The following is a 26,702-nucleotide window of genomic DNA, read 5'->3' on the forward strand; positions in this document are numbered from 1 at the left end:
GGGCACTTTGATGCCGTATCCATCAGAGGATCCACCTCGATTACTCGAAGTCTCTCTTCCTGATCGACGGCTGTTCATGCCCTTGGCGTTCAACAGTCTCAATTCCTTGCCCGTGGGCAGGGAGGCATCCATAGCATCTCCAGGAAGGTGTTGCAGAACTGCATGCCCCAGCTTAGCCAGAGGCGGGCCGGCTGTCATCAAGGTTTACGCGGGGCGCAAATTCTGCACCGTGGAACCTGACCGGTTTGCCAGCGGGCGGACGTTAAAATCGATGACGCTCATCCGCAGTTTCCCTCCCCATTGAATTGACCCTTGTGACAGACATCGCTTCCTCTTTGCCTTCTTCTCCCGATTCTTCTTCCCCGCCTTTTTCAGCCGACGCCGACAGCCCGGTGCAGCAGCCCCGGCTGTGGTGCGGTGACGGCTGGACCGCCCGCGTGATCAAGAACGAAGATGACGACGGCTGGGCCGTTGCCATGGTCAAGGACGGCGAGCCCGAGCCGGCCCTGGTCGGGCCCTGGACCATGGGGCGCGACAAGAAAAACCCCAAGCCGCTGGACGGCACGGCCTTTATCACCCTGGTCAAGACCGCCTCGGAGTTTGTCCGGCGCCACGAGCAACAGCTGCATGCCACGCTGCACCAGAGCCTGGAGGTCGATTGCCGTGGTGCGCGCATCACGGTGTCGCTGGACATCGAGCCCGATGAAGATAACCCTTCTGCGCTGTTGAGCGCGCACGATGAAGCCGGCGATCAACTCGCGCAGGTGCGTGTGCCGCCGTCCTTCAAGCTGAGCCGGATCAGCGCGACAGCTTGGGCCGACAGCGGCTTTGCCAAACCTTGACGGCTTTGCCCGACGCCTGCGGCATTGACTTCGGCACTTCCAATTCCACGGCGACTTGCACCCGCGCGGACGCGCCCGGTCAGGTCGGACTGCTGGCGTTGGAGGGGGGCAAGGCCACCTTGCCCTCAGTGGTGTTTTTTCATGCCGAAGACGCACACATCAGCTACGGCCGCGCCGCGCTGGCCGACTACCTGGCGGGTGACGAAGGCCGGCTGATGCGTTCGCTCAAAAGCCTGCTCGGCACGGCGTTGGTCGACGAGCAGACCGAAGTGGCCGGCCGCGCGCTGCCGTTTCGCGAACTGCTGGCGCAGTTCATCGGCGAGCTCAAGCGCCGCGCCGAGCAGGCGGCCGGCCGCAGCTTTACGCGCGCGGTGCTGGGGTGCCCGGTATTTTTTATCGATGGCGACCCGGCGGCCGACCGGCAGGCGCAGGACACCCTGGCCGGTATCGCCCATGCGGTGGGCTTTGCGGAAGTTGCTTTTCAATACGAGCCGATTGCTGCGGCGTTCGACTACGAGTCGCAGGTCAGGCGCGAAGAGCTGGTGCTGGTGGTCGACATTGGCGGCGGCACCTCCGACTTTGCGCTGGTGCGACTGGCGCCCGAGCGCGCGGGCCGGGCCGACCGGCGCGACGACATCCTGGTCAGCGGAGGCGTGCACATAGGCGGGACCGACTTCGACAAATACCTGAGCCTGGCCAGCGTGATGCCCATGCTGGGGCTGGGCAGCCACCTGAAAAATGGATTGCTGATGCCGTCGGCGCCGTACTTCAATCTGGCTACCTGGCACACCATCAATTTTGCGTACACAAAAAAGGCGGCGGCCCAGCTTGCCGAACTGCGTCGTGAGGCTGCGGAACCGGACAAACTGGAGCGCCTGCAGGCCCTGGTGGCCCAACGCGCTGGTCACTGGCTGGCGATGCAGGTCGAGGAGGCCAAGATGGCCCTGTCGGGCGAGGCGGAAACATGCCTGGACCTGGAGCGCATCAGCGCCGGCGAAACGCTGCTGCTGAAGCGTGAAGATTTCGAGGGGGTCATCTCCGCGCTGGTGGACAACATTGCCGCGAGCGTCAATGGCCTGCTGCGCGATGCGGGTGTGTTGCCGGGTGCGGTGGACACGGTGTTTTTCACCGGCGGCTCCAGCAGCGTGCCGCTGCTGCGCGCGCGGATCGCCGCGCTGTTGCCGCATGCACGCCGCGTCGAGGGCGACCTGTTCGGCAGCATTGGCGCCGGCCTGGCGCTCGATGCGCTGCGCAAGTTCGGCTGATCCCACCATGCCCAAGCACACCTGCGGGCGGTAACCCGCGGGTGTATTTGCCTTGCAACACGGACCGGTAAGTCCGTTTGCCAGCAGCAAGTATCGGCTTCACAGCGAAGAAAGTGCTTCCGTATTTCCGGTCATTGCGCTTCATATCAGTAATAATTACTTCAAATTATTGTAAATAAAGGAAATATTTTTATATGGATAAAATTGATCGAAAAATTCTTCAAGTGCTGCAAGCCAATGCGCGCGCCAGCCTGCAGGAGATCGGCCAGGCGGTCTGCCTGAGCCACACGCCGTGCTGGAGCCGCATCAAGAAGATGGAAGAGTCGGGCGTGATTGAGGGCTACACCGTGCGCATCAATGCTGCGGCGCTGGACCTGGCCGACACCGTGCTGGTGCAGGTCACGCTGGACAGCCACTCTGACAACACGCTGGAAAAATTTGGCGAGATGCTGGCGAAGATCCCCGAAGTGATCGAGGCCTACCTGGTGTCGGGCGACTACGACTATTTGCTGCGCATTGCGGTCAGCGGCACCCAGGACTACGAACGGCTGCTGCGCGAGCGCCTCTATAAGATCAAGGGCATACGCCACAGCAAGTCCAGCTTTGTGCTGCGCACCCTGAAGAAGGCCGACTTGCCGCTGTTTCCCGCCTGAGAAGGCGCCGACGCCGGGTCAGCCGCGCTCGCGCAGGGCCCGCGTGCGCACCCAGGCCATGCGCGCCTCGGTCAGCGCCACACCGAGCCCGGCCAGGCAGATCAGCGCGATGCCAAGCGCCGTGGTTTGGCCCGGCACCTGGCCAAACACCAGCCAGCCCAGAATTGCGGCGCTGATGATCTGCAGGTAGCTGAAGGGTGCCAGCAGGGTTGCCGGGCTTTTGCTGAAGGCTGCCGCCTGCAGCCAATGGCCGAAGAAGCCGGTGACACCGGTGGAGACCAGCAGCACCCACGCCCAGAAGGACAAGTCGGGCGTGACCCAGAACCAGGGCAGCGCCAGGGAAAGCGCTGCCGTGCCGAACAGGCCGCCGTAGTAGTTGGTGGTCAGTGGGTCGTCATGGGCCACGCGCCGCGTGGAAATCTGGAACAGTGCAAATGTAAAGGCGGTCAGCAGGCCCAGCGCCACACCGACCGGGTCGAGCTGCGCGCCGGGCCGCACCACCACCAGCATGCCGGCAAAACCGAGCAGCACACCCAGCCAGCGGTGCAGGCGGTGCTCCTCTTTGAGCAGCCAGGGCGCCATCGCCATCACAAAAAGCGGGGCCATGAAGTTGATGGCGGTGGCTTCGGCCAGCGGCAGGCGCGCCAGCACCGAGAAAAACAGCACGGTGGTGGCAATCATCAAAAAGCCCCGGACCAGTTGGCGCGGCAGCGACTGTGTTTTAAAAATTGCCTTGCCGCGCCGAGGCAGCACCACGGCAGTCATCAGCGCGGTGTGCACGGCATACCGCATCCAGGACACCATCAGCACCGGCACACCAGCCAGCACCAGCCACTTGCCGGACGCGTCGAGCGCGGAGAGCAGCCACAGGCCAGCGATGTGAAGGAGGATTCCGCTCTTGTTCATGGGTGCATGGTGCGTCGGCGGCAGGAAGAGCCGGGCTGACCACGAAATTATAAGTAAAAATCCCCTCCGCCCCATGTCCGGAAAGGACTTCTAGCTATCAAATAAGTAGCATCGAAGGATCGACACAGCGTCCCGCTCAAACGGTGACGTCGGCATTCTCCGCTGCCATGAAGTGCATTTCCGCGCGGCCCGCCTCATGGCTCAGGCCGACCTGCTCGGCAGTGGCCAGGGCCTGCACATCGTCCCAGCCGAGTTTTCGGTAAGACGGCGGGTCTTCGGCGGCAACCGCGCCCGGCTCGCTGCTGACGCTGATCACCACGCCGAGCTGGCCGTCGGTCGCATGGCTGCTGATCACGATGCGGGCCGGTGTCAGCGCGGCGTCGGTCAGGGCAATCAGGGCGGCGGTGAAGACGCTGCGCAGCGCGAAGACCGAGGCCGCCATGTCGGAGGTGGCGATGGTGTTGGACACACTGAAACCGCGAAAAGCCAGGTCGGTGGTCAGCATGCCTAAGCATTCCTCTACGCTGGCATGAAGCGGCCCCACGCTGCTTTCTTTGGGCGCAAGCCAGGTCAGCAGGCCCATGCTGGCGCCGGCGGCCGAGCGCGTCAGGGTGCTGATGGACTTGCTGCTTTCGCGTATCGCCGTGAGATCAGGTTGCGCGGCCTGCAAGCGCCTGTCCATGATGGCCGCCACCATACCGATGGGCTGCAGCGTTCCCGCCAGATGATGGCGCAGCGCGGGGGCAACGCGGCGCAACAGCGCATAACGGGCGGCTTCTTCCGAGAGCACTTCCTGGGGTGTGCGTGCCGGTGCCGCAGCGGGAGCCTGTTGCAGGTCGCGAGCTGTCATACAGCCCTGCCGCAGTTCAACAGGGGCGCGTCGCATCGGGTGTCCGGAGAGTGGGTCGTTCGGTACAAATGCATGGTTGTCAAGAATGTTGAGAGCACGACTCGCTGCGGGAGGGGAGGCTGAATCATCGCACTAAGGCCATCGTCAAGCCAGATCAGCGCTGAAGGTCTGTTCGCACCCGTGACATTAACGCGAACAGATTGAGAGTGTGCCGGACCGGCTCTGGCCCGCGTGTCAGACGGCACCCACAGTTTACAGGCGCATGACAGAATGCGCGGGTCTTTGTTTTGATGTGGAGCCCGTATGAATTTTGCGCCCGACCTGTCCACCGTGACCCACGGCATCCAGTTGGCCGTGGCGCCGGTGTTTCTGCTGACCGCCGTCTCCGGAATGATCGCCGCCGTGGCGGGACGGCTGGCCCGCATCATCGACCGCGCGCGTTTTCTGGAAAACCGGCTCGAAAGCGGGGGGGTGGAGCCCGCCAAAGCCATCCGGATGTATGCCGAGCTGAGGGAGCTCAGGCAACGCGGCTGGCTGGTCAACAGTTGCATCGCGCTGCTGACTTTTTGCGCCATGCTGATTGGCACCACCATCATTTTGCTGTTTTTGGGCGAAACCAGCGCGCTGAACATCTTGCGCACCGCCACCGTGTGTTTTCTGGCTGGCGTGGTGTTCTTTTTGCTGGCGCTGCTGTGTTTTCTGGCCGAAACGCTGCTCGCGACGCGTCTGCTCAAATTTGCGGAGTTACCGGTTCGGCCCCCCAATTAGTGGTCAAAAAGGACTCCAGCCCATAGCGGGTGGGCGCGAGCAGCTATCAAAAAAGTAGCGTATCGAGGCCCGCCTTTATTCAGCGGTGCGCCGCGACGGCAGCCTGGCCTGCACCGTTGGCAGGTCGATCATGACCGGCTGGCCCGGTGTGGTGCAGCCGGTATCGCAGCATTTGCCAGGTTGGCGGTTTTTGGTGATGGCGCGGTCCGGGTTGTGCGGCACACCTTCGCCACTGCCGTCGGCGTTCAGGCCGCGCTCCAGAATGCGTTCGACCAGCTCCACCTTGGAGCCGACCGGGTAGTTGCGGTAGATCTCCTGCTTCATCGCCGCCGGCGAGCCGCCGCCGTGCAGGCTGATCACGCTGTACCAGCCACCCTGGTAGCCCGCCGTCAGGTCTTCAATAAAACGCGCGGTCTCGATGCGCTGCTCATACGGCACGTCGGGGTTGGCGCGCAGCACTTCGGACAGTTTGGCACCGGTCTCGGGGTTGTGGTCCTCGTCGGGGCCGGGCAGGGTGACGATGAGGCCGCCGCTGACGTAATGCGCAATCCGGTGCATGTCGTAAATCTTGGTGGCCAACAGCAGCTTGCCAATGTTGGCAAACACCGGGTCGGGCATGAAGGTTTTGCTGTGTTCGTTGGGCTTGCCGTACACGCTGGCGGCCACCCCGCAGGCGTAAAAACTCTCGGTGATGGTGATGAGTTCGACCATCTGCTCGCGCAAATGCGTCTCCTTGCCCGGATCGAAGCCGTTGGCCTCGCACATCAGCGCGCCGGCACCAATCAGCAAATCACCAAAGCCGGCGCGTGCGCCTATGCAGGTGTGGCGGTGGTGCGTGGCGTAGCTGTAGGTGAGGTGGCCCGAGTGTTCCCACTCGCCCGCATAAAACACGTTGTCATAAGGCACGAACACCTTGTCGAACATCACCACGCCAGTGCTCTGGCCGTACTTGCGGCTGAACAGGGCGGCGCCATGCTCGACCTTTTCACCGGGCCGGCCCGCTGGCCGCGCAATGATGGCGATACCCGGTGCGTCAATGGGCACGGCGCAGCAGACCGCAAAGTCGGCGTCTTCGTGGCCCATGTTGCGGCAGGGCATGACCAGCAGCTCATGCACATAGGGCGCGCCGGTGACGATGGCCTTGGTGCCGCTGATCACGATGCCTTTGGCGTTGCGCTCGACGATGTGCAGGTAGCTGTCGACATTGGCCTGCTCGTGCGGGCGCTTGCTGCGGTCACCCTTGGCGTCGGTCATGGCAATGCCCAGCGTCAGGTCCTGGTCCTGCACGCGGTGCAGGTAGTTCAGAAAGCGCGCCGTATTTTCTGTCGTGCCGCGCGCATCGTCGATGCGGCTGGATACCTGGCCAATCGCGTTGAGCGCATCGTGCGTCAGGTAGCGCTGGGCGCAGCCGGTTTCCTGGCACACCAAGCGCACGGCCTCTAATTTGTTCAGCAGGTCCCCGCTGCTGGTGCTGATGTGGCTCAAGCGGTTGACTACTTTGTCGCTGGTGTGCTGCACCGCCGTCATGATGGGCGCGTATTTAGGCTTGAGCGCGTAGTCGTAGGTCAAGGCAATCGCATTGATGCCGGGACCGAAGCCGCGCTCGTCGGCCACGCTGTCAACCTGCCGGCCGTCGAGGAACACGCGTGGCTTGTAGCGACGCAGCGACTCGCGGAAGTCATCGCCGGACATCAGTGTGGCGCTAGGGGCTGGGGCGTTCATTGGCTTGTCTCCGGGTAGTGGGGTCTAGTACTGCAACCCGAAAATATCGAAACATGAAAGCGCGTCTTCGCACCCATGGCGGCGTTGCAACCCTTGCGAAGGCGCACAGCCTTCGCTGCGGCTTGCGCCTTGCCCTGGGCACGAATCCATCACTTTCATTTTGTCTCGCTACTTTCGGGTTGCAGTACTAGTTTAAAGAATTCCAGAAGTTAAATTGTCGGACTCATGCAAACCGCTTTGTCCGGCTTCTGCAACAATCAAAGTCAACCCATTTAGGAGAAGCCATGCTGTTAGACGCCGATGATTCCCAGCTTGTACTGGTCGACTACCAGGCCCGACTGATGCCGGTTATTTTTGAAAACGAAATGATTGTGGCTAACGCTTTGCGACTGGCGCGCATGGCCCGTTCAATGGAAGTCCCCGTGTGGGGAACCGAACAAAACCCAGACGGCCTGGGCCGCAACATGCCCGAGTTGATTGCCGCCATTGAAGCGGTCAGCAATGCAGGCGGTGGCAAGACGCTGACCAAGATGCATTTCAACGCCGTGGAAGACGGCCTGGTTGACTGGCTGCGTCCGCCCGCACGCAAGCCGCCGCAGGGAGGGAATGCGCGCAGCCTGCCCAAGCATCTGCAAAAACCAACCGAAGAACCCGAAGGCCGCAACACCATCGTCATCGCCGGCTGCGAAGCCCACGTTTGCCTGATGCAAACCGCGCTTGGGCTGCTGGAAGAAGAGTTCGAAGTCTGGGTCGTGACCGATGCCTGCAGCTCACGCAGCGAACGCAACCGTGACGCCGCCTTCGACCGGCTGGCCGGAGCGGGCGCGGAGCTGGTGACGACCGAGATGGTCGCGTTTGAATGGCTGCGAACGGCGCAACATCCGCTGTTCAGAGAGGTGCTGGGGCTAATCAAGCAGGGTGCTGCTTAAAAAATGGATGCCGGATGGTAATTAACCGTATAGCGTGCTAATTTGCGGCTTTGCGGGATCTATCAAAGTCCAGTAGCCTCTGCCATTCGCACCAGCCCAAACTTACAAAGCGCGCATGAATTTTCCTGGTGACAAGTTACCCTCCGATCTGGACCCACTGGCATTCCTGGCGGGGGGCGCAGAGATGGGCAGCTTGATCCGGGCTATGGATTGGTCAAAGACCTCGCTGGGGCCGGTGGCTGGGTGGCCGCAGAGTCTGCGCACGACGTTAAGCATCTGCCTGGCCTCGGATCTGCCCATCTGCGTCATCTGGGGGCCGGGCCTGGTCCAGCTCTACAACGACGCCTATCGGGTTATTTGCGGTGACAAGCATCCGCAGTCGATGGGGCAGAATTTCTCCGAGTGCTGGAGGGAAGCCTGGCCGGTCATTGGCGAGGCGCACAACTCGGCCTTGGCCGGCGACAAGGCCTTTCTTGAAGTGCAGCAAATTTTTCTCGAACGGCACGGGTTTGTGGAGGAGTGCTTCTTCACGTTTTCATTCAGCCCCATCCGCGACGAGGCCGGGCGGGTCGGCGGCCTGTTCCACCCCGTCATCGAGATGACGGCCCAGATGCTCAGCGAGCGGCGGACACGGGCGCTGCGTGACCTTGCCTTTCAGACGAGCAAAGCGAAGTCCGTCAGCGAAGCACTTTTGCTCTCCGCTCAGACCCTCGCCCAGTACGACCTCGACCTGCCTTTTACCTTGCTCTACGCAATGGAGCCCCATGGCGATCAAGCCCGGCTGATTGGGGCAACCGGCCTGCAGGCGGATACGGTCACCCGCCTGAGCACCGTGTATTTTGGAGAGGAAAAACAAACTCTCTGGTCCCTGGAAGAAGTTGTTCGTTCAGGGTTGGCAGTGCAGATAGACGACGTCAGGCAGTGGGTCGACTCGGCTTCCTTCGGCCCCTATCCCGAACCACCGAGCTTGGCACTGGCGCTGCCGATCATCCTGCCAGGGGTTGATCGCCCCGCCGCCATCTTTATTGCCGGTGTCAGCTCTCGCTTGCCGATGAACGAGGCCTACCGCAGCTTCTACGACCTGCTGGTTTCCAGCGTGACCAGCGCCGTCGCAAATGCCCGTGCGTATGACGACGAGCGCAGGCTCGCCAAGGCGCTGGCCGAACTGGACCGGGCCAAAACCGCCTTCTTCTCCAACGTCAGCCACGAGTTCCGCACGCCACTGACCTTGATGCTCGGGCCGGTTGAAGACGCCCTGGCCGCATCAAACGAGCCCTTGCCGCCGTTGCAACGGGAGCGGCTGGAACTTGTTTACCGCAACGGGCTGCGCCTGCAGCGCCTCGTCAACAGCTTGCTGGATTTTTCACGCATCGAGGCCGGTCGGGTCCGCGCGGCGTATGAGCCGACAGACCTTGCCGACTTCACCGCCGATCTCGCCAGCAACTTCCGCTCGGCCTGCGAGAAGGCCGGGCTGGAACTGCGCGTCGATTGCCCGCCGCTCGGCGAGCCGGTGTTCGTGGACCGGCCGATGTGGGAGAAGATCGTTCTCAACCTGTTGTCCAACGCCTTCAAGTTCACTTTCGTCGGGGAAATCGCCGTCTCGATCCGACAAGCCGACGGTACCGCTGAACTGCGCGTACGTGACACCGGTACGGGCATCCCCGTTGATGAAATCCCGCTGCTGTTTGATCGGTTCCACCGGGTCGAAAACGCGCGCGGACGCACGCACGAGGGTAGCGGCATCGGGCTGGCCCTCGTGCAAGAACTGGTCAAACTGCATGGCGGCTCGATCAGCGCCGAAAGCGAGGTCGGACGCGGGACGACGTTCACCGTTTCGATTCCACTCGGCTCGCAGCATCTGCCCCGTGATCAGGTCGGCAGCAGTCGCACCGCCGCGCAGCCCACCACGGGGGCGAGTCCGTTCGTCGAGGAAGCTTTGCGCTGGCTGCCCGACGCCGATCAGCGCCCGGCTACCGGCCTTGAGCTGCTGCGGCTTCAGGACGAACTGAACGGCGCCGCGACATCACTGCAGCAGGCCGACGGAGACCGACCCCTGGTGCTGGTGGCCGACGACAACGCCGACATGCGGCAGTACATCGTCCGTCTGCTCGGCCAGCACTACCGCACCGAGGCCGTGGCGGACGGAGAAACCGCGTTGGCGGCGGCACTGGCGCGGCCGCCCGACTTGGTCCTGACCGACGTCATGATGCCCCGGCTCGACGGCTTCGGGCTGTTGCAGGCGCTGCGCGCCGACCCGCGCACAAGCGGCGTGCCGGTCATCATGCTGTCTGCCCGTGCCGGTGAGGAAAGCCGGATTGAGGGCATGCAGGAAGGGGCCGACGACTACATGGTGAAGCCGTTCAGTGCCAAAGAGTTGCTAGCCCGTGTGACGGCCCACCTTCAAATGGTCCGAATGCGGCGGGAGAGCAGCGCGGCGATCCAGGCCAGCGAGGAACAGTTTCGGGCCTTGGTCAGTGCCAGTTCGGATGTCGTGTATCGCATGAACGCGGACTGGACCGAGATGCGCCACCTTCAGGGCCGCGAGTTCATCGCCGACACGCACGAGCCCAGCCGCTCCTGGCTGGAGAAGTACATTCATCCCGGCGACCAGCGGCACGTTATGGAAACCATACGGGATGCCGTCCGGATCAAAGGAGTCTTCGAATTGGAGCACCGGGTCTTGCGGATCGACGGCACGCTGGGCTGGACGTTCTCGCGGGCCATCCCGTTGATGGACAACGACGGCACGGTGGTCGAGTGGTTCGGCATGGCTGGCGATGTGACTGCCCGCAAGCAGGCCCAAGAGGCGCTGAAGGAGAGTGAGCAAAAGTTTCGCACGCTGTTCGAGTCGATGGATGAAGGCTATTGCTTGATCGAGATGATCTTCGACGCCGACGCCCGGCCTGCCGACTACCGGTTTCTGGAAATCAACCCCGCGTTCGAGAAACACACCGGAATTCGGAATGCGCAAGGCAAGCGAATGCGGGAGCTTGCCCCGGATCACGACGCCCACTGGTTCGAGATTTACGGGCGGGTGGCCGTCACCGGAGAGGCAATCCGGTTCGTGAACGAGGCGAAGGCGCTCAATGGCCGATGGTTCGACGTCTACGCGTTTCGCCTCGGCGACAACGGGAGTCGCAAGGTCGCCATTTTGTTCAACGACATCACCGACCGGAAGCGGGGCGAGGAGGAGCGAGAGGGGCTGGTCGCCCGTCTTCGAGAACAGGACCAGCGCAAGGACGAGTTCCTTGCCGCGCTGGCCCATGAACTTCGCAACCCGCTGGCCCCGATTCGCAACGGCTTGCAGATCATGCGCCTGGCGCCCGGCGACGCGGACGCAAGCGAGCGAATCCGCTTGATGATGGAACGCCAGCTTGGGCAGATGGTGCATCTGATCGATGACCTTTTGGACCTGAGCCGCATCAGCCGGGGCAAGATCGATCTTCGCAAGGAGCATATCGAACTGGCTGGAGCCATTGCCCAGGCCATCGAGACCAGCCGGCCGTCCATCGATCAGGCCGGGCACGAGTTGTTCATTGAAGTGCCACCCGGCCCGATCTATGTGGACGCTGACCTGACCCGGCTGACTCAAGTTTTCTCGAACCTGTTGAACAACGCCGCTAAGTTCACAGAGCGTGGGGGCCGCGTGCGATTGGCTGTGCAACTGATGGGGCTTGACGCCGTCATCTCGGTCACGGACAACGGAATCGGCATCCCGACGCACATGCTCCCGCACGTCTTCGAGATGTTCACGCAGGTTGACGGCAAGCTGGGACGGTCGCAGGGGGGGTTGGGAATTGGCCTTTCTATCGTGCAGCGGCTGGTCCAGATGCACGGTGGGTCGGTTGAGGCTCGCAGCGACGGCCTTGGCAAAGGCAGCGAGTTTGTCGTGCGACTGCCGGTGGCCTTGTTGCTCGTTGAGGACAAGCCTGCCGAAGAGGTCAACCCTGTCCGCCCCAGCGCGCACCTGCGCATTCTGGTCGCGGACGACAACCTCGACTCAGCGGAAAGCTTGGCGATGTTGCTGAGGCTTGAGGGCAACGAAACGCGGACGGCGCACGACGGCCTTGAGGCGTTGGAGGTGGCTGCGACGTTCAGGCCGGACGCCATACTTTTGGACATCGGGATGCCGAAGCTGAACGGATACGAAGTGTGCCGCCGCATCCGACAGCAGGCGTGGGGCAAGAACATGGTGGTGATCGCCCTGACCGGGTGGGGCCAGGAGGACGACAAACGCCAGTCGCTGGCAGCCGGCGTTGACGCTCACCTGGTCAAGCCGGTAGACTTTGCTGCCCTCAAGAAACTGCTGACCGGGGTGACTGCGACAAAGGATTGAATCGGCCGACCAGCGGCCGAACCGAACGTTAAGCAAAATGCATTTCAGCGCCGTGGCCGATGGCCCCGTCGACTGGCTTCGCCCGCCAGTATGCAAGGCACCGCCCGGCCCGCCGTGGCGGCAATGCCACCAGCCTGCCCAAACACCTGCAAAAGCGCGCTGAGGATGCCTACATACAGACAATTGTCTGGTTTGCCCTTTCCGGGCTTTAAGAGTTTGCTATCAAAACAGGAGCTACTCAAGCGAGCAGCACATCCAGCGGGCTGGCTGTTCCGCCTGCGGCCACCTTGAGTACGTGCGTATAAATCATGGTGGTGCTGACATCCGAGTGGCCCAGCAGCTCTTGCACGGTACGGATATCGGTGCCCGACTGCAGCAGATGCGTGGCAAAGGAATGGCGCAGGGTGTGCACGGATACGGGTTTGGCAATGCCTGCCCTCGCTACTGCGACTTTCAGCGCCCGCTGTACCCGGTTTTCGTACAAATGGTGCCGCCGCTCTACGCCGCTACGCGGGTCAATGGACAGCGTGGGGGACGGAAACATCCAGAACCATGCCCAGCTATGGCCGACGCGGGGATACTTTTGCTCCAGTGCATAGGGCGTCTCCACCCCGCCGCGTTGCACCTGCCTGTCGGCTTCCCACTGACTGCGCACAGCCAGCATCTGCATGCGCAGCGCGGGAGCCAATGAGCGAGGCAGCATCACCATCCGATCTTTGCCACCCTTGGCTTCCCGCACGATGATGACGTGCCGGTCGAAATCCACATCCTTGATGCGAAGGCGCATGCCCTCCATCAGGCGCATACCGGTGCCGTACAGCAGCCGTGCCAATAGCGCAGTTGAACTAAACCGCTACGCGGTGGTGGCCTGTGCGGACCAGCCACCGCGTAGCGGTTTAGTTCAACGTAAAGTTAACCGACTCCGCGCTTCTGCGGAGTCCGAGTTGAACGCCGGGTGGGGGGTATGGACATGATTACTTTTGATGGTCTTGTGGCTGGGGAGAAGTTTCTACGCCAGCACAACCAAGAATTTGACGATGGCACGCCAGACGGAACGCATTGGCTGTTCATTCGACAGTTACTGTCGGAGGTATTCCGCGCTTCTGGCACAGCTCTAGAAATGCCCGATAAGCGTCCAGATACGCCTTTGATGATTTCTTCAGCAGCCCATCAAGAGACGGGCCGGTTACTGGTTTTTCTGGCTGAACCTGGCGACGCGGATTGTGAGCAAGGATTTTTTTGCCGTCATGACTAGCTCTCAGAAGCGCGTGGCTCACTTCGTTTCGCTGGGTATGCGCGGAGGTTGTCGCATCCATGATGCGGCCAACGATTTCTGTTTCCTCGGAGTCGCCGACGGCCAAGAGGATTCTCTTTACAACGTTCTTTTTCGCAGGTAGAGATTCCGAGGAGAAATATATGGCACTGGCAATTGTTGCTTCGCACCCAGAAACGACCCTGAACGCCGAAAACAGAATGGCATCGCAGACGGCGGCGTTGGTGACAAGTTTCCCGACCATCATGAGATGCGCGTCGATTAGGGCGCCAGTGGCTTTGGTAGATTGGCTCAAGATGGAGACCCCCAACGTTTGACATGAGGGGTGACCAAAAGGCGCAGCCTTTTGGTCATCCCCTCGATGGAAGGGTTAGGCGTCATGTGATGCGATGACCTCAAGCCTTGATCACTGTGGTGTCAATCTCTACGAGTTGTCCCACGTAGCCCAGTCCGGCAACACCGAGCAGGGTAGCTGGCGGAACTTGGCCACCAAACCAACCTGAGACCGCTGACCATGCCGCAGAGAGACTTGCTTGATCTCCGATCACGTACACGACGATTTGTCGAATGTCGTTGACTTGAAATTCGTGTACTGCGAGGAGCCGCTCTAAGTTGCGCAAACACTGCAAGGCTTGTGCGCCTGGGTCCTGGGGGCCAACCAAGTGGCCATGGGAGTCTAGAGGCACCTGGCCAGCCACGAAAAGGTGATTGCCGAGGCGATCCGCGTAGCGGTATTGCGGCGCGGCTGAGAGTCCTGCATTGAGTTCGGCTTCATTCATCGGACTTGGTCAAGTTGGCTGCGGTTTGGGGACTTGGCTGCAGTCTCTTCAGCTACCAAGAGCGGTGCAGCATGTGTTTGTTGACGCCTAACGATTAGCGTTTATCTGCCGCGGGAGGTGTTCATGGTTTCAATCAGCATTGCAGCGCGGCAGATAAACGCTAATCGTTAAATACCCAAAAACCGCTTACGAAACTCATCTTGTAGCAAGTAATGCAGCGTCACCATCCCCAATCCTGATGCGGCCAGGATCGTGATCCAGGAGTCTGCATCCAGTGACACCATGCCCAATATGTCGCGCAGCGGTGGCCAATAAACCGCAGCACCATGCAACAGCGGTGCGCTGATCAGCAATCCCGATACCGCCAGCCGCCGTGCGGCTGACGCAGTTGGTGCGCGCTCGTTGCCGGTCAAACGGAACAGTATATACAGGCCCATCAACACAATCACAGACACGGCCGCCGTACTGCCGTACTGCCGTATTGCTCTGTGCGGTCTTGAAACAGAAAAAAATTGGCGTAAACGAATAGCGAAAATAACGCCGTGCACAGGCCCGCCAGAAGTGCGAATTTTAACGGCCCGCGCAGAAAGTTTTCCGTTGATTGCTTGCCTACGGCAGGGGCCAACAGGGTCAGTACGGTGGCCGGTATACCGATGGTCAGCACGTCGATCCACGTAATGTCACGCGGACTCAATGGAAAACTGAGTCCAACGAAGCCGACAAAGCCGACAAAAAACAGGCTGTAGACGTTCTTGGTGAGAAACAACTGCATGACGCGCTTGATGCTGTGGATGATCCGATCTCCTTCTTGCGAGAGCGCCGGCAAATGTGCAAAAGAATCTCTCAACAACACAATATCTGAGACATCGCGCGCGGCCGCTGCGCCTGAGTTCATGGCGACGCCGATGTCGGCCTGCTTTAAGGCCAAAACGTCATTAACGCCATCGCCCACCATGCCGACAAAATCGCCTGACTCCTGCAGACATTTGACGATCTGTTGCTTTTGCTGCGGTAGCAAGCGGCCAAAAAATTGGTTTTCATGAACCGCTTTCGCGAACGCCTCCGGCGCTAAAACAGCTAACTCCGGACCGCTAATGGCTGACCCGCGAAGGGTTATGCCCGCCTGGCGGGCCACCGCTGAGACGGTGTCAGGGTTGTCGCCCGACAGTACTTTTAGAGTGACGCCGCGCGCTTCGTAAAATCGGATCGCGCTGTCGACATCCTGGCGCAGTTCATCGCGCAATATCACGAAACCCAATGACAGCAAGTCGTTCTGTTGCGAGAGCACTTGTGCAGAGCGCGCAAACAGCAACACCCGCAGGCCTCGCTGCCGCAAGTCCGTCAGCTGCGCCGACTGGGCGACTGTCAGCCTGTTTTCGGCTATTGCCTCGGGCGCCCCAAGCCACAAGGACATTTCCTCGCCATTAATTCCTACTCGGACTGCACTGGTCTTGTGCTCGGTGCTGAAAGGCAATTCATCGATCACGGTACTGCTTAGACTGGGGAACGCGGATGCAATCGCCTCGGTGGTCTGGTTTTTCTCAGTCACGGCGCCGAGGAATAGCCCCAGGTAGCGCGCCAACTCGTCGTGACCCAACGCAAAGGGTAGCAAGGTTTCAAATTGCAAGCGATTGGTGCCGAGAGTACCCGTTTTGTCCATGCACAACACGGTCAGGTGCGCCAGTGACTCGACCGCACCCAGCTTTTGTACTAGCACTTGCTTCCTGGCAGCGCGTAGCGCACCCATTGCGAATGCCAGCGTGGAAATCAGGACCAGCCCCTCCGGCACCAGTGCCTTGATCACCGTGACCAGCGACAGGATGGTCTCATTCAATGGCACATGTTTGATGTAGGCCGCCATGAGCAATAAGACGACAAACAATATCAAGATCGCGGTTAGCGCCTTGACGAGGGTATTGATGCTCTTCTGAGTGGGCGTCAGTTGCAGCTTGTAAGTTCTGGCCTGCGCCGTCAGCGTGTTGACGCTGGAAGCTGCGCCAACACGTCTCGCTGCGTAATAGCCGGTCCCGCTGACACAATAGCTGCCGGACAGCACGGCATCCCCCGCACGTTTCCCGACCGCAGTGGCTTCCCCGGTCAGCAAGGATTCGTCCATGACGACTGAAGCAGAACGTGCGAGCTCGCCGTCAGCGACGACTTGATCACCGGGCGTCAAGCGCACCAGATCGTCTTTGACGACCTCGTCGCTGGGGATTTCCTGGTCGTGGCCATCGCGGCGTACCGTGACGACATGGCGTTGCAACAGCGCAAGGCGGTCCAGTGCCCATTTGGCTCGAAATTCGCTGGCAATGCCGACCAGCATGTTGGCGAGGGTGACGATGGACACAAACACCGCATCGCTATGGGCACCAACCGCCAGCAGAGCCCCAACAGACGCCGTCAGGATTGCATTGAATGCCGTCAGAACATTGTTGCGCAAGATGCCCGAGACAGTGCGCGTCGTGAATTTCTCGACCCGGTTGACTTGGCCCTGTTGTCGCCGTTCGTTGACTTCTGGCTGAGTCAGGCCGACATCTTCAGTTGGAGACATGGAGTTCAGCCTTGATCGAATATTTGAAAACAAGGATATGCCCTGCAAGTGGCGATATCCCCGGCATCTGAAAAGTGCCATGCGACCATGGGTTTACCCCGGTTACGTCGATACGAGGAAGGCGATAAAAACGCCTGCACCCGTCAGGCTCAAAAGCAGCACGGCGCCGGCTCCACAATCTTTGGCAACCTGAACAGCGGGATGGTGCTCTGGACTGAGGTGATCCAGGGCATGCTCCAAAGCTGTGTTGAAAAGCTCCGCCGCCAACACGAGGCCGCAGTTCATCAGCAATAACGCCCACCACACCATTTCGGGTTGCCGCCAGAGGAGAATGAACACGATGCCCAAGGCAACAACAGCCTGCTGACGGAAGCTTTTTTCGCCTCGCCATGCGCAGCGCACACCTTGCATGGCAAAACCAAGTCGTCGGTGAAAAGATTGATTTTTCATGGGGTGTTTCTGGTTGATTCGCTCTATGCAGGACTCGGCTGCACGCTTGAAATAGCAGCGCACCATGTTTCCAGCATCGCTCACCGCCGAGTATGCTCTGACCTAGACCCAAGTCCAATAGACCACTAAAGTGCCTCATGCCTGCCGCGTTCATTTTTTATACGATCTTGTTCTTCACACTCGTCGTTTTTCCGGCCGCATTGATTCTTGTCGTTCTGCTTTTTCTCGAACACGAGCGCAAGTTGTGGCAACGCATAAAACCGGTGATTGGACCGATTGGCCGGATGCTGGCGCGAAGCCCCAGGGTCGCGGGCATCGGAGCGCGCTTCCCGCACACGATGAGATTCCTGGCTCATCGTCTTGATCCGCGTGACCCTTGGGGAATGCCCGCGACACTCGCTGGCGTTGCCATGGTCGTGGGCCTGTGGTTCTTTCTCGGGGTGTTGCAAGACCTCGTGGCAAAAGATCCGCTGGTAATACTTGATATTCGGCTCCACAATGCGGTGCCACTTTTCCGCACCGCAGGGATGACGCGCTTCATGCTGGTGCTCACGGAGCTTGGTGGTGCCGCAGTTTTATCGCTTTTATGCCTGGGCATTGCACTTCGCGCGCTTGCCAGGGGCCGTCTGCGGCTTGCAGCCACATTTATGCTCGCCCTCGGCGGCACAGGTCTTATCTCGCTGAGTCTCAAGACGCTTATCGGCAACGCGCGGCCGATTGATGCGCTTATCAGCATGCAAGACGCGAGCTTTCCATCAGGGCATATGCTGTCGGGCGCGGTCGTGTACGGGCTGCTCGCGGCTCTGCTGCTGGGCAGTCGGGTACGCCATGGCCTGCGCGCTCTTGGCGTCACGGTTTTGCTTCTTGTTATTGTGGGCATCGGCTTGTCACGTCTGTACCTTGGCGTGCACTGGCCGTCTGACCTTTTAGGCAGTCTCGCGTTGGCGCTTATCGGTATTGCTGCGTTGCTTTTCTTTCTGTATTACCCTCAACCGATTCGAGGCATTGACACGTTCAAGCTGCCGCTCAGTCCCCGCGTCATCTGCATGGCAGGCAACACTGTGCTGGTCGTGGCACTGGGCGCCACCGCCATGCTAGCCAGCCAGGCAAAAGTAATCTTGATCGAACCACCGTTGGCCAGTCACTCGCTCGATATTCAAGCGCTGCGCGCAGCGCTACCACCGGGCCTGCCGCGTTGGTCGGAGGACCTTATCGGTGGCCGCATGGAACCTATCTCGCTGGTACTGGTCGGTTCTGAGGACGATATCCTTGGGGCGTTCACTCGTGCTGGATGGGCGCTGGCCGATCCACCGACCCCCGTGCGCGTTCTACAGGAAGGGATTGCCGCATTGCGTAACCTTCCAGACCCAACGGGGCCAGCAACGCCGGCGTTCTTCATGGACCGGCCACAAAGTTTCACGTTTGAGAAATCTGACTTGGGCTCTCCTACCATTCGCCGACGGCACCACACCCGCCTGTGGCAGACGCTGCATTGTCTTGTGCCCAACTGTCGTCGTGTGTGGGTCGCGACCGTAAGTTTTGATGTCGGAATGAGGTTCTCCGAACGTCTTTACCTGCCAACCCACCGCATTGACCCCGCTCTCGATGCTGAGCGAGCGCTTATTGCTGCCGAACTTGTGCAGGTGGGCGCGACACAAGAGGGCACTGTGACGGTGTCGCCACCGCTGCACGGGAAAAACGCCGCCGGAGACCCGTTCTGGACCGATGGCCGTGCAGTGGTGCTCGTGATGCCATGACACCCAGACGTATCACGCTACAGGCCCTGTCGTGCGGGCGTCAGCTACTTCCCGTTGAAGTCGCTACAGTGGTGTTTGCCCAGCTTCCCCATTCCTTTTGTACCTCCTTCTTATGAGCTTGCGCCCCACGCTCGATTTTTTGCTCTACCAATGGCTCAACGTCGAGTCGCTGAACCAGCGCGAGCGTTTTGCAGACCATTCGCGCGAAACCTTCGACGCGGTATTCGACACTTGTGAACGCATCGCGCGCGAAAAGTACGCGCCGTTCAACCGGCTGGTGGACACCCAGGAGCCGCATTTCGACGGCGAAAAAGTCATCCTGCCGCAAGCCACACACGACGCCCACAAGGCCTATGCCGCATCGGGCATGCTCAGCGCCGCACAGGACTACGACGAAGGCGGCATGCAGCTGCCCTACACCATCGAAGCAGCGGCCAACTGCTTTTTTGCGATGGCCTCGGTCAGCATGGGCTCCAGCCTGCTGACCAAGGGCAATGCCAATTTGTTGCTGGTGCACGGCACCGAGGCGCAGAAAGAGGTGTTTGCGCGTAACGAATTTTCCGGGCGCTTTTCCGGCACCATGTGTTTGTCCGAGCCGCAGGCTGGTTCTTCGCTGAGCGACATCACCACCCGCGCTGTCCCTGATGGCGAAGACTTTGAAGCCGAAGTACTGGGCCCGCGTTACCGGCTCAGGGGCAACAAGATGTGGATATCGGCCGGTGAACACGAGCTGACCGAAAACATCATTCACCTGGTGCTGGCCAAGATCCCCGGGGCGGATGGCAAACTGATACCGGGCACACGCGGCATCTCGCTGTTTATCGTGCCGAAGTGGCTGGTGACCGTGGAGAGCCCTCACCCCAGCCCTCTCCCAGGGGGAGAGGGTGAGAAGGGCAGCGTGAAGGTCACGCTGGGTGCCCGGAACGATGTCGCTCTGGCCGGGCTGAACCACAAGCTGGGCTGGCGCGGCACCACCAACACCCTGCTCAATTTCGGCGAGGGCAAATACCCGGTGGGCGGGCAGGCCGGCGCTGTGGGTTACCTGGTCGGCAAGCCGCACGAAGGCCTGCGCTGCATGTTCCACATGATGAACGAGGCGCGCATCGGTGTGGGCACGGCGGCGGTCATGCTGGGCATGGCCGGGTATTACGCCAGCCTGGATTACGCGAAGAACCGGCCCCAGGGCAGGCCCGTGGGTGCTGGAGGAAAAGACGCATCGCAGCCGCAGGTGCGCATCATCGAACACGCGGATGTCAAACGCATGCTACTCGCCCAAAAAGCCTATTGCGAAGGTGCGCTGGCGCTGGAGCTGTATTGCGCGCGCCTGGTTGACGAGCAACATACCGCCGAGGCGCAGGCGGCCGATGACGCGCGCCTGCTGCTGGAGGTGCTGACACCGATTGCCAAAAGCTGGCCCAGCGAATGGTGTCTGGAAGCCAACTCGCTGGCGATTCAGATCCACGGCGGTTATGGCTACACGCGCGACTTCCCGGTCGAGCAGTACTGGCGCGACAACCGGCTGAACATGATCCACGAGGGCACACACGGCATCCAGGCCACCGACCTGTTGGGCCGCAAGGTGCTGATGGAGGGTGGCAAGGGCCTGGCCCTGCTGGCGGCACGTATCAACAGCACCATCGAACGAGCGATCCAGTTGCCCGAACTGGCGGCTTACGCCAATGCTTTGGGCCACGCCCTGCAGCAGGTCGGCGCCACGACCAAAGCCGCCTGGGCCACCGGCAGCCCGACGGATGCGCTGGCCAATGCCGTGCCTTATATGCAGGGCTTTGGCCACACGGTGCTGGCCTGGATCTGGCTCGATGTTGCGCTCGCCGCCCTCAAGGCAGACGCTACAAAATCCATAGCTGTTACCGCAGGTAAGCTGGGTGCCGTGCGCTACTTTTATCACTACGAATTGCCTAAAATCGACGCCTGGCTCAACGTGGTGGCCAATCGTGACCTGACTTGCGCCGACTTGCCCGAAGAGGCTTTTTGATGGGGTTTTTCAAGGAGTCAGCCAGCAGCACGTCGAGCAAGGCCATCACCCGCCTGCAGCAGCTGATCTGGGTTCTGATTTACGGCGGACTGCTCACGCTGGTGCTGGGCCTGTCGGTGCAGCGCAGCGATGATGCGCTGGGTTGGTCGCTGGTGGTCGGCGGGGGTATGGTGGCGGCGATTGGTTTTGCCCTGATTTATGTGCGCTCACGCTTGACGGCCGGCGACTGACACGTCCGCCTCGCGACAGCCGATGAGGCCGCATTGCGCGACACTGGTTTCACATTTTCAAGCCACAAGGAGCAAGCAACATGACTCGAACCGTCCAGCAACTTTTCGACCTTACCGGAAAAACCGCGCTGGTCACCGGCGGCTCGCGCGGCCTGGGCCTGCAACTGGCGCAGGCGCTGGGCGAAGCCGGCGCCAAAATCATGCTGAGCTCGCGCAAGGCTGAAGACCTGGAAGAGTCGGCTGCCACGCTGAAGGCTGCCGGCATTGCGGTGGACTGGATTGCCGCCGATTGCTCGAAAGAGGCCGACATTCGCGGTCTGGCCGACGAGACCCTCAAGCGCTTCGGCCATGTGGACATTCTGGTCAACAATGCAGGCGCTGCCTGGGGCGCACCGGCCGAGGACCACCCGGTCGAAGCCTGGGACAAAGTCATGAACCTCAACATCCGCGGCTACTTCATCCTGAGCCAGCACATTGCCAAGCGCAGCATGATCGCGCGCCGCTCTGGCCGCATCATCAATGTGGCGTCGATTGCCGGCCTGGGCGGCAACCCGCCCGAGATGACCACTGTGGCCTACAACACGTCCAAAGGCGCAGTCATCAACTTCACCCGCGCACTCGGCTGCGAATGGGGCAAGTACAACATCACCGTCAACGCGATCTGCCCAGGCTTCTTCCCGAGCAAGATGACGGTGGGCACGCTCAAGGCCCTGGGCGAAGAAAAACTCGCCGCCCACGCGCCGCTGCGCCGCCTTGGTGATGACGAAGACCTCAAGGGCCTGTGTGTGCTGTACGCATCCGACGCAGGCAAACACATCACGGCGCAGTGGCTGGCGGTGGATGGCGGCGTGTCTTCAGTAACCGGCGGTTGATCAAGTCATGAACTTCGGCGTCGAGATTCCCTTTGTCCATCATCTGGGCTTCGAGCTGGTGCTGTTTGAAGGCGGTCATTCGCAGATTGACTACCTGCCCAAGCCCGAACACCTTAATTCTTTTTCGGTCACGCATGGCGGGGCGCTGATGACTTTGCTTGATGTGGTCATGGCGACGGCTGCGCGCAGTACGCGCCAGGAGATGGGTGTGGTCACCATCGAGATGAAAACCAGTTTCATGCAACCGGCGCGCGGCAAACTCAGCGGCAAGGGCCGGCTCATGCACAGCACGGCTACCATGGCTTTCACCGAGGGCACTGTCTATGACGCAGACGGCAAGGCCTGTGCGCACGCCACAGGTACTTTCAAGTACGTTAAACGGCTGCCTGTGGGGTCCAAAGAGGTGAACCCGCTCAATTTCGGCATTTCAACCGACTGAGGCTTATTTTTCACGTCAAATCGTGCTGTAGCCCTTATTCCACGGGCGTAAGCAGCTCCTAATATTATAGCAACTGAGGATACTTTCATGCCACTCAATCAGCAAATCCATCTCGACAACCGCCCCACCGGCGAAGCGGTAGCCAGCAACTTCAAGCTCGTCAGCAGCGACACGCCCGCATTGCAAGACGGCCAGGTGCTGGTGCGCCACCATTTCATGAGCCTGGACCCCTACATGCGTGGCCGCATGAACGACGCCAAGAGTTATGCCCAGCCGCAGGCGCTGGGCCAGGTCATGGGCGGCGGCACGGCGGGCGAGGTGGTCGACTCGAAGAACCCTAAATTTGCCGTTGGTGACAAGGTGGTCGGCATGGGCGGCTGGCAAGCGTACAGCGTGGTCGATGCGAACCAGCCCGGCGCGCTGCGCAAGGTCGATACCACCCATGTGCCGCTGTCGCATTACCTCGGCGCCGTGGGCATGCCGGGCGTGACGGCGTGGTACGGTCTGGTGAAAATCATTGAACCGAAAGCCGGCCAGACGGTGGTGGTCAGCGCCGCCACCGGCGCCGTGGGCAGCGCCTTTGGCGCCCTGGCCAAGGCACGCGGCTGCCGCACCGTGGGTATTGCCGGCGGTCCGGACAAATGCAAATACGCGGTCGATGAGCTGGGCTTCGACGTCTGCATCGACTACAAAGAGCACAAAGACGCCGCTTCGCTGTCGAAGGCGCTCAAGCAAGCCTGCCCCGATGGCATCGACGGCTACTTCGAAAACGTAGGCGGCATGATTCTGGACGCCGTGTTGAGCCGCATGAACGCCTTTGGCCGCATCGCGCTGTGCGGCATGATCGCCGGCTACGACGGCCAGCCGCTGCCCATGACCTATCCCCAGCTGATCCTGACCAACCGCCTGAAGATTCAGGGCTTCATCGTCAGTGAACACATGGAAGTCTGGCCCGAAGCCCTGAAAGAGCTCGGCATGCTGGTGGGTACCGGCAAGCTCAAACCGCGTGAGACGGTGGCGCAGGGCATTGCTGCTGCACCGGAAGCTTTCCTGGGTTTGCTCAAAGGCAAAAACTTCGGCAAACAGCTTGTGAAGCTGGTCTGAATCAGCGACTACGCCGCCGGAAGGAGATGCAGATGACCCACGAAGTCTTTAACCAGCCGACGCCGTTGGTGGACTACAACCTGTTCGATACCAACCAGGGCTTGCTTGATGCCTTGAAGTTCAACGCGCCGTCTCTGGCGACCGCTGAGCTGTCGGCACTGGGAGAGCGTCTTGGCAGCGCGGACATGCAAACCCACGCGCGCCTGGCCAACACCCACACGCCGCAACTGCACAGCCACGACCGCTTTGGCCGCCGGGTGGACCAGGTGGAGTTTCACCCGAGTTATCACGCGCTGATGTCGCTGGCCACCAGCGCGGGCCTGCACGGAACGCCCTGGGGGAGCCCTCACCCTAGCCCTCTCCCAGGGGGCGAGGGGATAACTCCTTCTGCCTTACTCCCTCTCCGACGGAGAGAGGGGATAACTCCTTCTGCCTTACTCCCTCTCCCTCTGGGAGAGGGCAGGGGTGAGGGCTCTCCCCGGCTTTTTCCATCTTCGCCACACCTCCTGCGCGCAGCAGGTTTCATGCTTTTCACCGAGCTCGAGCCTTCGACGCTTTGCCCGATCTCCATGACCTACGCGGTCACGCCGGCGCTGCGCAGCAATGCGGCCATCCATGCCGACTGGGCGCCCAAACTCACCAGCCGCGCTTACGACCCGGCCCTCAAGCTGTTTTCTGAAAAAACCGGCGTGACCATGGGCATGGGCATGACCGAAAAGCAGGGTGGCTCCGACGTGCGCGCCAATACGACGCAGGCCACAGCCGATGGCAGCGATGCTTGGGGCCAACGCTTTAGGTTGACGGGCCACAAATGGTTTTTCTCGGCCCCCATGTGTGATGCCTTTCTGGTGCTGGCGCAGGCGCCGACCGGACTCAGCTGCTTTTTTCTGCCGCGTGTTTTGCCCGATGGAACGCTCAATGCCATCCGCATCCAGCGCCTGAAAGACAAACTGGGCAACAAGGCCAACGCGAGTTCTGAAGTCGAATTTGAAGGTACCACCGCCTGGTTGGTCGGCGAAGAAGGGCGCGGCGTACCGCAAATCCTTGAAATGGGCACCATGACGCGGCTCGACTGCGCCTTGGGCACCAGCGGCTTGATGCGCCAGGCGCTGTCCATCGCGTTGAACCATTGCGCCCAGCGTCAGGCCTTTGGCAAAGCACTGATTGAGCAGCCCTTGATGCGCAACGTGCTGGCCGATCTGGCGCTCGAATCGGAAGCCGCCACCGCGCTGTCCATGCGCCTGGCCCGCGCCTTTGACAACAGCACCGATGCGCATGAGCAGGCCATGGCGCGGCTGCTCACGCCGGTGGCCAAGTTCTGGATCTGCAAACGTGGCAGCCACTTTGCGCAGGAAGCGATGGAGTGCCTGGGCGGCAACGGTTATGTGGAAGAAGGCGGCGAAGGCATCATGGCGCGTATCTACCGCGAGATGCCGCTCAACTCCATCTGGGAAGGCGCGGGCAACATCATGGCACTGGATCTGTTGCGTGCCTTGTGCAAGGCCGACGCAGCGGCGGCGCTGTCGCTTGAGCTGGCACCGGCCAAAGGCGCGCACCCGGAGCTGGACCGGCTGGCGGCCGCCTTGCCAACCAGGGTGGAAGAGATGGCGACTGAAATTGAAGCCCGGCGCCTGGCGCAAGACGTGGCGCTGGCGGTGCAGGCCGCGCTGCTGTACCAAAGTGCTCCGACTGCGGTGTTTAGTGCCTTCTGTGATTCCCGGCTGGTGGGCAACTGGGGCCAGGCCTTTGGCACGCTGGGCGCCGGTACCGACTTTGATGCATTGATTGCCCGTGCCATGCCGCACTAGAGGAGTTCGCGCTGGTCAAACTCGCCACAGCATTCACGTTTGAAGAAGTCAAGAATTGATTTCACAAAGAGATCAAGGAGGTCAAGGAGGTCAAGGAGGTCAAGGAGGAATACAAGTGTTTGAGTGTTTTTACGTCCCCCCTCCTTATCTCTTTGATCTCCTTGTTCAATTCTGTTTTTACTGTTTTTAGTATCCCCGCAGGAGACACCCATGGCCGACCTGATTCTTCACCATTACCCGAACTCGCCGTTCTCGGAAAAAATCCGCCTCATCTTCGGCTATAAAAAACTCGCCTGGAAGTCGGTGGTCATTCCCAGCATCATGCCCAAGCCGGATGTGCTGGCACTGACCGGCGGCTACCGCAAGACGCCGTTTTTGCAAGTCGGCGCCGACATTTATTGCGACAGCGCGCTGATGGCCGATGTGCTGGAGCATTTGCAACCCACACCTTCGCTGTACCCCGAGCCCGGCAAGGGGCTGGCGCGCACGTTGGCGCAGTGGGCCGACAGCACGCTGTTTTGGGCTGCCATGGCGCACAACCTGGGCCCCAAGGGCGCCGCCCAGATGTTTGCCAGCGCGCCGCCCGAAGCCGCCAAAGCTTTCAGCGAAGACCGAAAGGCCATGAGCGGCGCCATGACACGCCTGCGGCCGGCCGATGCGGCAGCGGCTTACAAATCCTACTTGCGGCGCTTGTCTGACATGCTTGATGAGCAGCCTTTTCTGCTGGGCCAGGTGCCGTGTATTGCCGACTTTGCCGCCTACCACCCGCTGTGGTTTACCAAGGTGCGCACGCCAGTGGTGGCAGACATCCTGGAGCACACACCGGCAGTGCCCGAATGGATGGACCGCATGAAGGCCATCGGGCACGGCGAGATGGAAAAGTCTGACGCCGCCAGCGCGATTGCCGTCGCGGCAGCGGCAGAGCCCATGAAGCCTGGCCACGGCCTGTTGACCGACAGCACCTTCCAGGACGAACACGGCATACCGCTCGGCAGCCGCGTCAGCATCACCGCCGAGAGTTTTGGCCCCGAGCCTACCGAGGGTGAACTTTTGGCCGCCACCCGCACCCACTACACCTTGAGCCGCACCGACGAGCGGGTGGGCAAGGTACATGTGCATTTTCCGCGCATCGGCTACGTACTGAAAAAAATTGAAGTCTGACGCGCTTCCGA

22 protein-coding genes and 2 pseudogenes are annotated in these 26,702 nt (G+C 61.0%); 15 read left to right on the plus strand and 9 right to left on the minus strand.

The window, feature by feature from the left end; translation table 11 throughout:
- Window positions 1–323 precede the first annotated feature (323 nt).
- From Q8O29_RS05060 to Q8O29_RS05070, 3 genes are all read left to right on the plus strand, one after another.
- A complete protein-coding gene (locus Q8O29_RS05060; protein WP_371134157.1) occupies window positions 324–842 on the plus strand; it encodes a hypothetical protein in 519 nt (172 codons plus the stop codon).
- Between the two features lie 5 nt (window positions 843–847).
- The gene (locus Q8O29_RS05065) at window positions 848–2,107 is read left to right on the plus strand and encodes an Hsp70 family protein (protein WP_305561091.1); all 1,260 of its coding nucleotides are present in this window, start codon (window positions 848–850) and stop codon (window positions 2,105–2,107) included.
- Window positions 2,108–2,301: 194 nt separating this feature from the next.
- A complete protein-coding gene (locus tag Q8O29_RS05070) occupies window positions 2,302–2,760 on the plus strand; it encodes an Lrp/AsnC family transcriptional regulator (protein ID WP_305560971.1) in 459 nt (152 codons plus the stop codon).
- Window positions 2,761–2,778: 18 nt separating this feature from the next.
- Here Q8O29_RS05070 and Q8O29_RS05075 read toward each other — a convergent pair whose 3' ends face one another.
- Together Q8O29_RS05075 and Q8O29_RS05080 are read right to left on the minus strand one after the other, a co-directional pair.
- On the minus strand, window positions 2,779–3,666 hold the full coding sequence (locus Q8O29_RS05075; protein ID WP_305560972.1) for a DMT family transporter: 888 nt from the start codon (window positions 3,664–3,666) through the stop codon (window positions 2,779–2,781).
- A gap of 136 nt (window positions 3,667–3,802) precedes the next feature.
- The gene (locus Q8O29_RS05080) at window positions 3,803–4,516 is read right to left on the minus strand and encodes a hypothetical protein (RefSeq protein ID WP_305560973.1); all 714 of its coding nucleotides are present in this window, start codon (window positions 4,514–4,516) and stop codon (window positions 3,803–3,805) included.
- 303 nt (window positions 4,517–4,819) lie between these two features.
- Between Q8O29_RS05080 and Q8O29_RS05085 the strand changes: the two genes are divergently transcribed.
- Entirely contained in the window at window positions 4,820–5,284 is a 465-nt protein-coding gene (locus Q8O29_RS05085; RefSeq protein ID WP_305560974.1) for a DUF2721 domain-containing protein, read from the plus strand.
- A gap of 75 nt (window positions 5,285–5,359) precedes the next feature.
- On the opposite strand, the gene Q8O29_RS05090 is transcribed toward Q8O29_RS05085, so the two are convergent.
- Complete coding sequence (locus tag Q8O29_RS05090) at window positions 5,360–7,006, minus strand: 4-hydroxyphenylacetate 3-hydroxylase family protein (protein WP_305560975.1); 1,647 nt, start codon at window positions 7,004–7,006, stop codon at window positions 5,360–5,362.
- Window positions 7,007–7,290: 284 nt separating this feature from the next.
- Here Q8O29_RS05090 and Q8O29_RS05095 point away from each other — a divergent pair, with 284 nt between their 5' ends.
- The 3 genes and pseudogenes from Q8O29_RS05095 to Q8O29_RS05105 form a co-directional block, all read left to right on the plus strand.
- Window positions 7,291–7,935 (plus strand): isochorismatase family protein, encoded by a 645-nt coding sequence (locus Q8O29_RS05095; RefSeq protein WP_305560976.1) that lies wholly within the window; start codon window positions 7,291–7,293, stop codon window positions 7,933–7,935.
- Between the two features lie 115 nt (window positions 7,936–8,050).
- Window positions 8,051–12,271 (plus strand): ATP-binding protein, encoded by a 4,221-nt coding sequence (locus Q8O29_RS05100; protein ID WP_305560977.1) that lies wholly within the window; start codon window positions 8,051–8,053, stop codon window positions 12,269–12,271.
- 22 nt (window positions 12,272–12,293) lie between these two features.
- Window positions 12,294–12,441: pseudogene (locus tag Q8O29_RS05105) on the plus strand (isochorismatase); the annotation flags it as partial.
- Between the two features lie 68 nt (window positions 12,442–12,509).
- Here the strand turns inward: Q8O29_RS05105 and Q8O29_RS05110 are convergent.
- The 6 genes and pseudogenes from Q8O29_RS05110 to Q8O29_RS05135 all read right to left on the minus strand — a co-directional run.
- Window positions 12,510–13,106, minus strand: a pseudogene (locus tag Q8O29_RS05110) (integron integrase); the annotation flags it as partial.
- 232 nt (window positions 13,107–13,338) lie between these two features.
- Window positions 13,339–13,839: a hypothetical protein gene (locus Q8O29_RS05115; protein ID WP_305560978.1), complete on the minus strand. Its 501-nt coding sequence runs from the start codon at window positions 13,837–13,839 to the stop codon at window positions 13,339–13,341.
- 100 nt (window positions 13,840–13,939) lie between these two features.
- Complete coding sequence (locus Q8O29_RS05120) at window positions 13,940–14,323, minus strand: RidA family protein (protein ID WP_305560979.1); 384 nt, start codon at window positions 14,321–14,323, stop codon at window positions 13,940–13,942.
- A gap of 167 nt (window positions 14,324–14,490) precedes the next feature.
- Entirely contained in the window at window positions 14,491–14,871 is a 381-nt protein-coding gene (locus tag Q8O29_RS05125; protein ID WP_371134152.1) for a cation transporting ATPase C-terminal domain-containing protein, read from the minus strand.
- Window positions 14,769–16,874 (minus strand): HAD-IC family P-type ATPase, encoded by a 2,106-nt coding sequence (locus Q8O29_RS05130; protein WP_305560981.1) that lies wholly within the window; start codon window positions 16,872–16,874, stop codon window positions 14,769–14,771. The genes Q8O29_RS05125 and Q8O29_RS05130 overlap by 103 nt, the downstream gene beginning before the upstream one ends.
- A gap of 102 nt (window positions 16,875–16,976) precedes the next feature.
- Window positions 16,977–17,324: a diacylglycerol kinase gene (locus tag Q8O29_RS05135; protein ID WP_305560982.1), complete on the minus strand. Its 348-nt coding sequence runs from the start codon at window positions 17,322–17,324 to the stop codon at window positions 16,977–16,979.
- 137 nt (window positions 17,325–17,461) lie between these two features.
- On the opposite strand from Q8O29_RS05135, the gene Q8O29_RS05140 reads away from it, so the two are divergent.
- The 8 genes from Q8O29_RS05140 to Q8O29_RS05175 all read left to right on the plus strand — a co-directional run bounded on the left by Q8O29_RS05140 (window position 17,462) and on the right by Q8O29_RS05175 (window position 26,691).
- Window positions 17,462–19,081: an LssY C-terminal domain-containing protein gene (locus tag Q8O29_RS05140; RefSeq protein ID WP_305560983.1), complete on the plus strand. Its 1,620-nt coding sequence runs from the start codon at window positions 17,462–17,464 to the stop codon at window positions 19,079–19,081.
- 112 nt (window positions 19,082–19,193) lie between these two features.
- Window positions 19,194–21,077, plus strand: a complete 1,884-nt coding sequence (locus Q8O29_RS05145) for an acyl-CoA dehydrogenase (protein WP_305560984.1) — start codon at window positions 19,194–19,196, stop codon at window positions 21,075–21,077.
- Window positions 21,077–21,307, plus strand: coding sequence for a hypothetical protein (locus Q8O29_RS05150; RefSeq protein WP_305560985.1), 231 nt, complete (start codon window positions 21,077–21,079; stop codon window positions 21,305–21,307). The genes Q8O29_RS05145 and Q8O29_RS05150 overlap by 1 nt, the downstream gene beginning before the upstream one ends.
- Before the next feature lie 80 nt (window positions 21,308–21,387).
- Window positions 21,388–22,179, plus strand: a complete 792-nt coding sequence (locus Q8O29_RS05155) for an SDR family oxidoreductase (protein ID WP_305560986.1) — start codon at window positions 21,388–21,390, stop codon at window positions 22,177–22,179.
- Window positions 22,180–22,186: 7 nt separating this feature from the next.
- Window positions 22,187–22,618 (plus strand): PaaI family thioesterase, encoded by a 432-nt coding sequence (locus Q8O29_RS05160; protein WP_305560987.1) that lies wholly within the window; start codon window positions 22,187–22,189, stop codon window positions 22,616–22,618.
- A gap of 87 nt (window positions 22,619–22,705) precedes the next feature.
- A complete protein-coding gene (locus tag Q8O29_RS05165) occupies window positions 22,706–23,722 on the plus strand; it encodes an NADP-dependent oxidoreductase (protein ID WP_305560988.1) in 1,017 nt (338 codons plus the stop codon).
- Between the two features lie 26 nt (window positions 23,723–23,748).
- Complete coding sequence (locus tag Q8O29_RS05170) at window positions 23,749–25,530, plus strand: acyl-CoA dehydrogenase family protein (RefSeq protein WP_305560989.1); 1,782 nt, start codon at window positions 23,749–23,751, stop codon at window positions 25,528–25,530.
- A gap of 210 nt (window positions 25,531–25,740) precedes the next feature.
- On the plus strand, window positions 25,741–26,691 hold the full coding sequence (locus Q8O29_RS05175; protein ID WP_305560990.1) for a glutathione S-transferase family protein: 951 nt from the start codon (window positions 25,741–25,743) through the stop codon (window positions 26,689–26,691).
- Window positions 26,692–26,702 lie beyond the last annotated feature (11 nt).

This window comes from Polaromonas sp. (genome assembly GCF_030689685.1).
GTDB lineage: Bacteria > Pseudomonadota > Gammaproteobacteria > Burkholderiales > Burkholderiaceae_C > Polaromonas.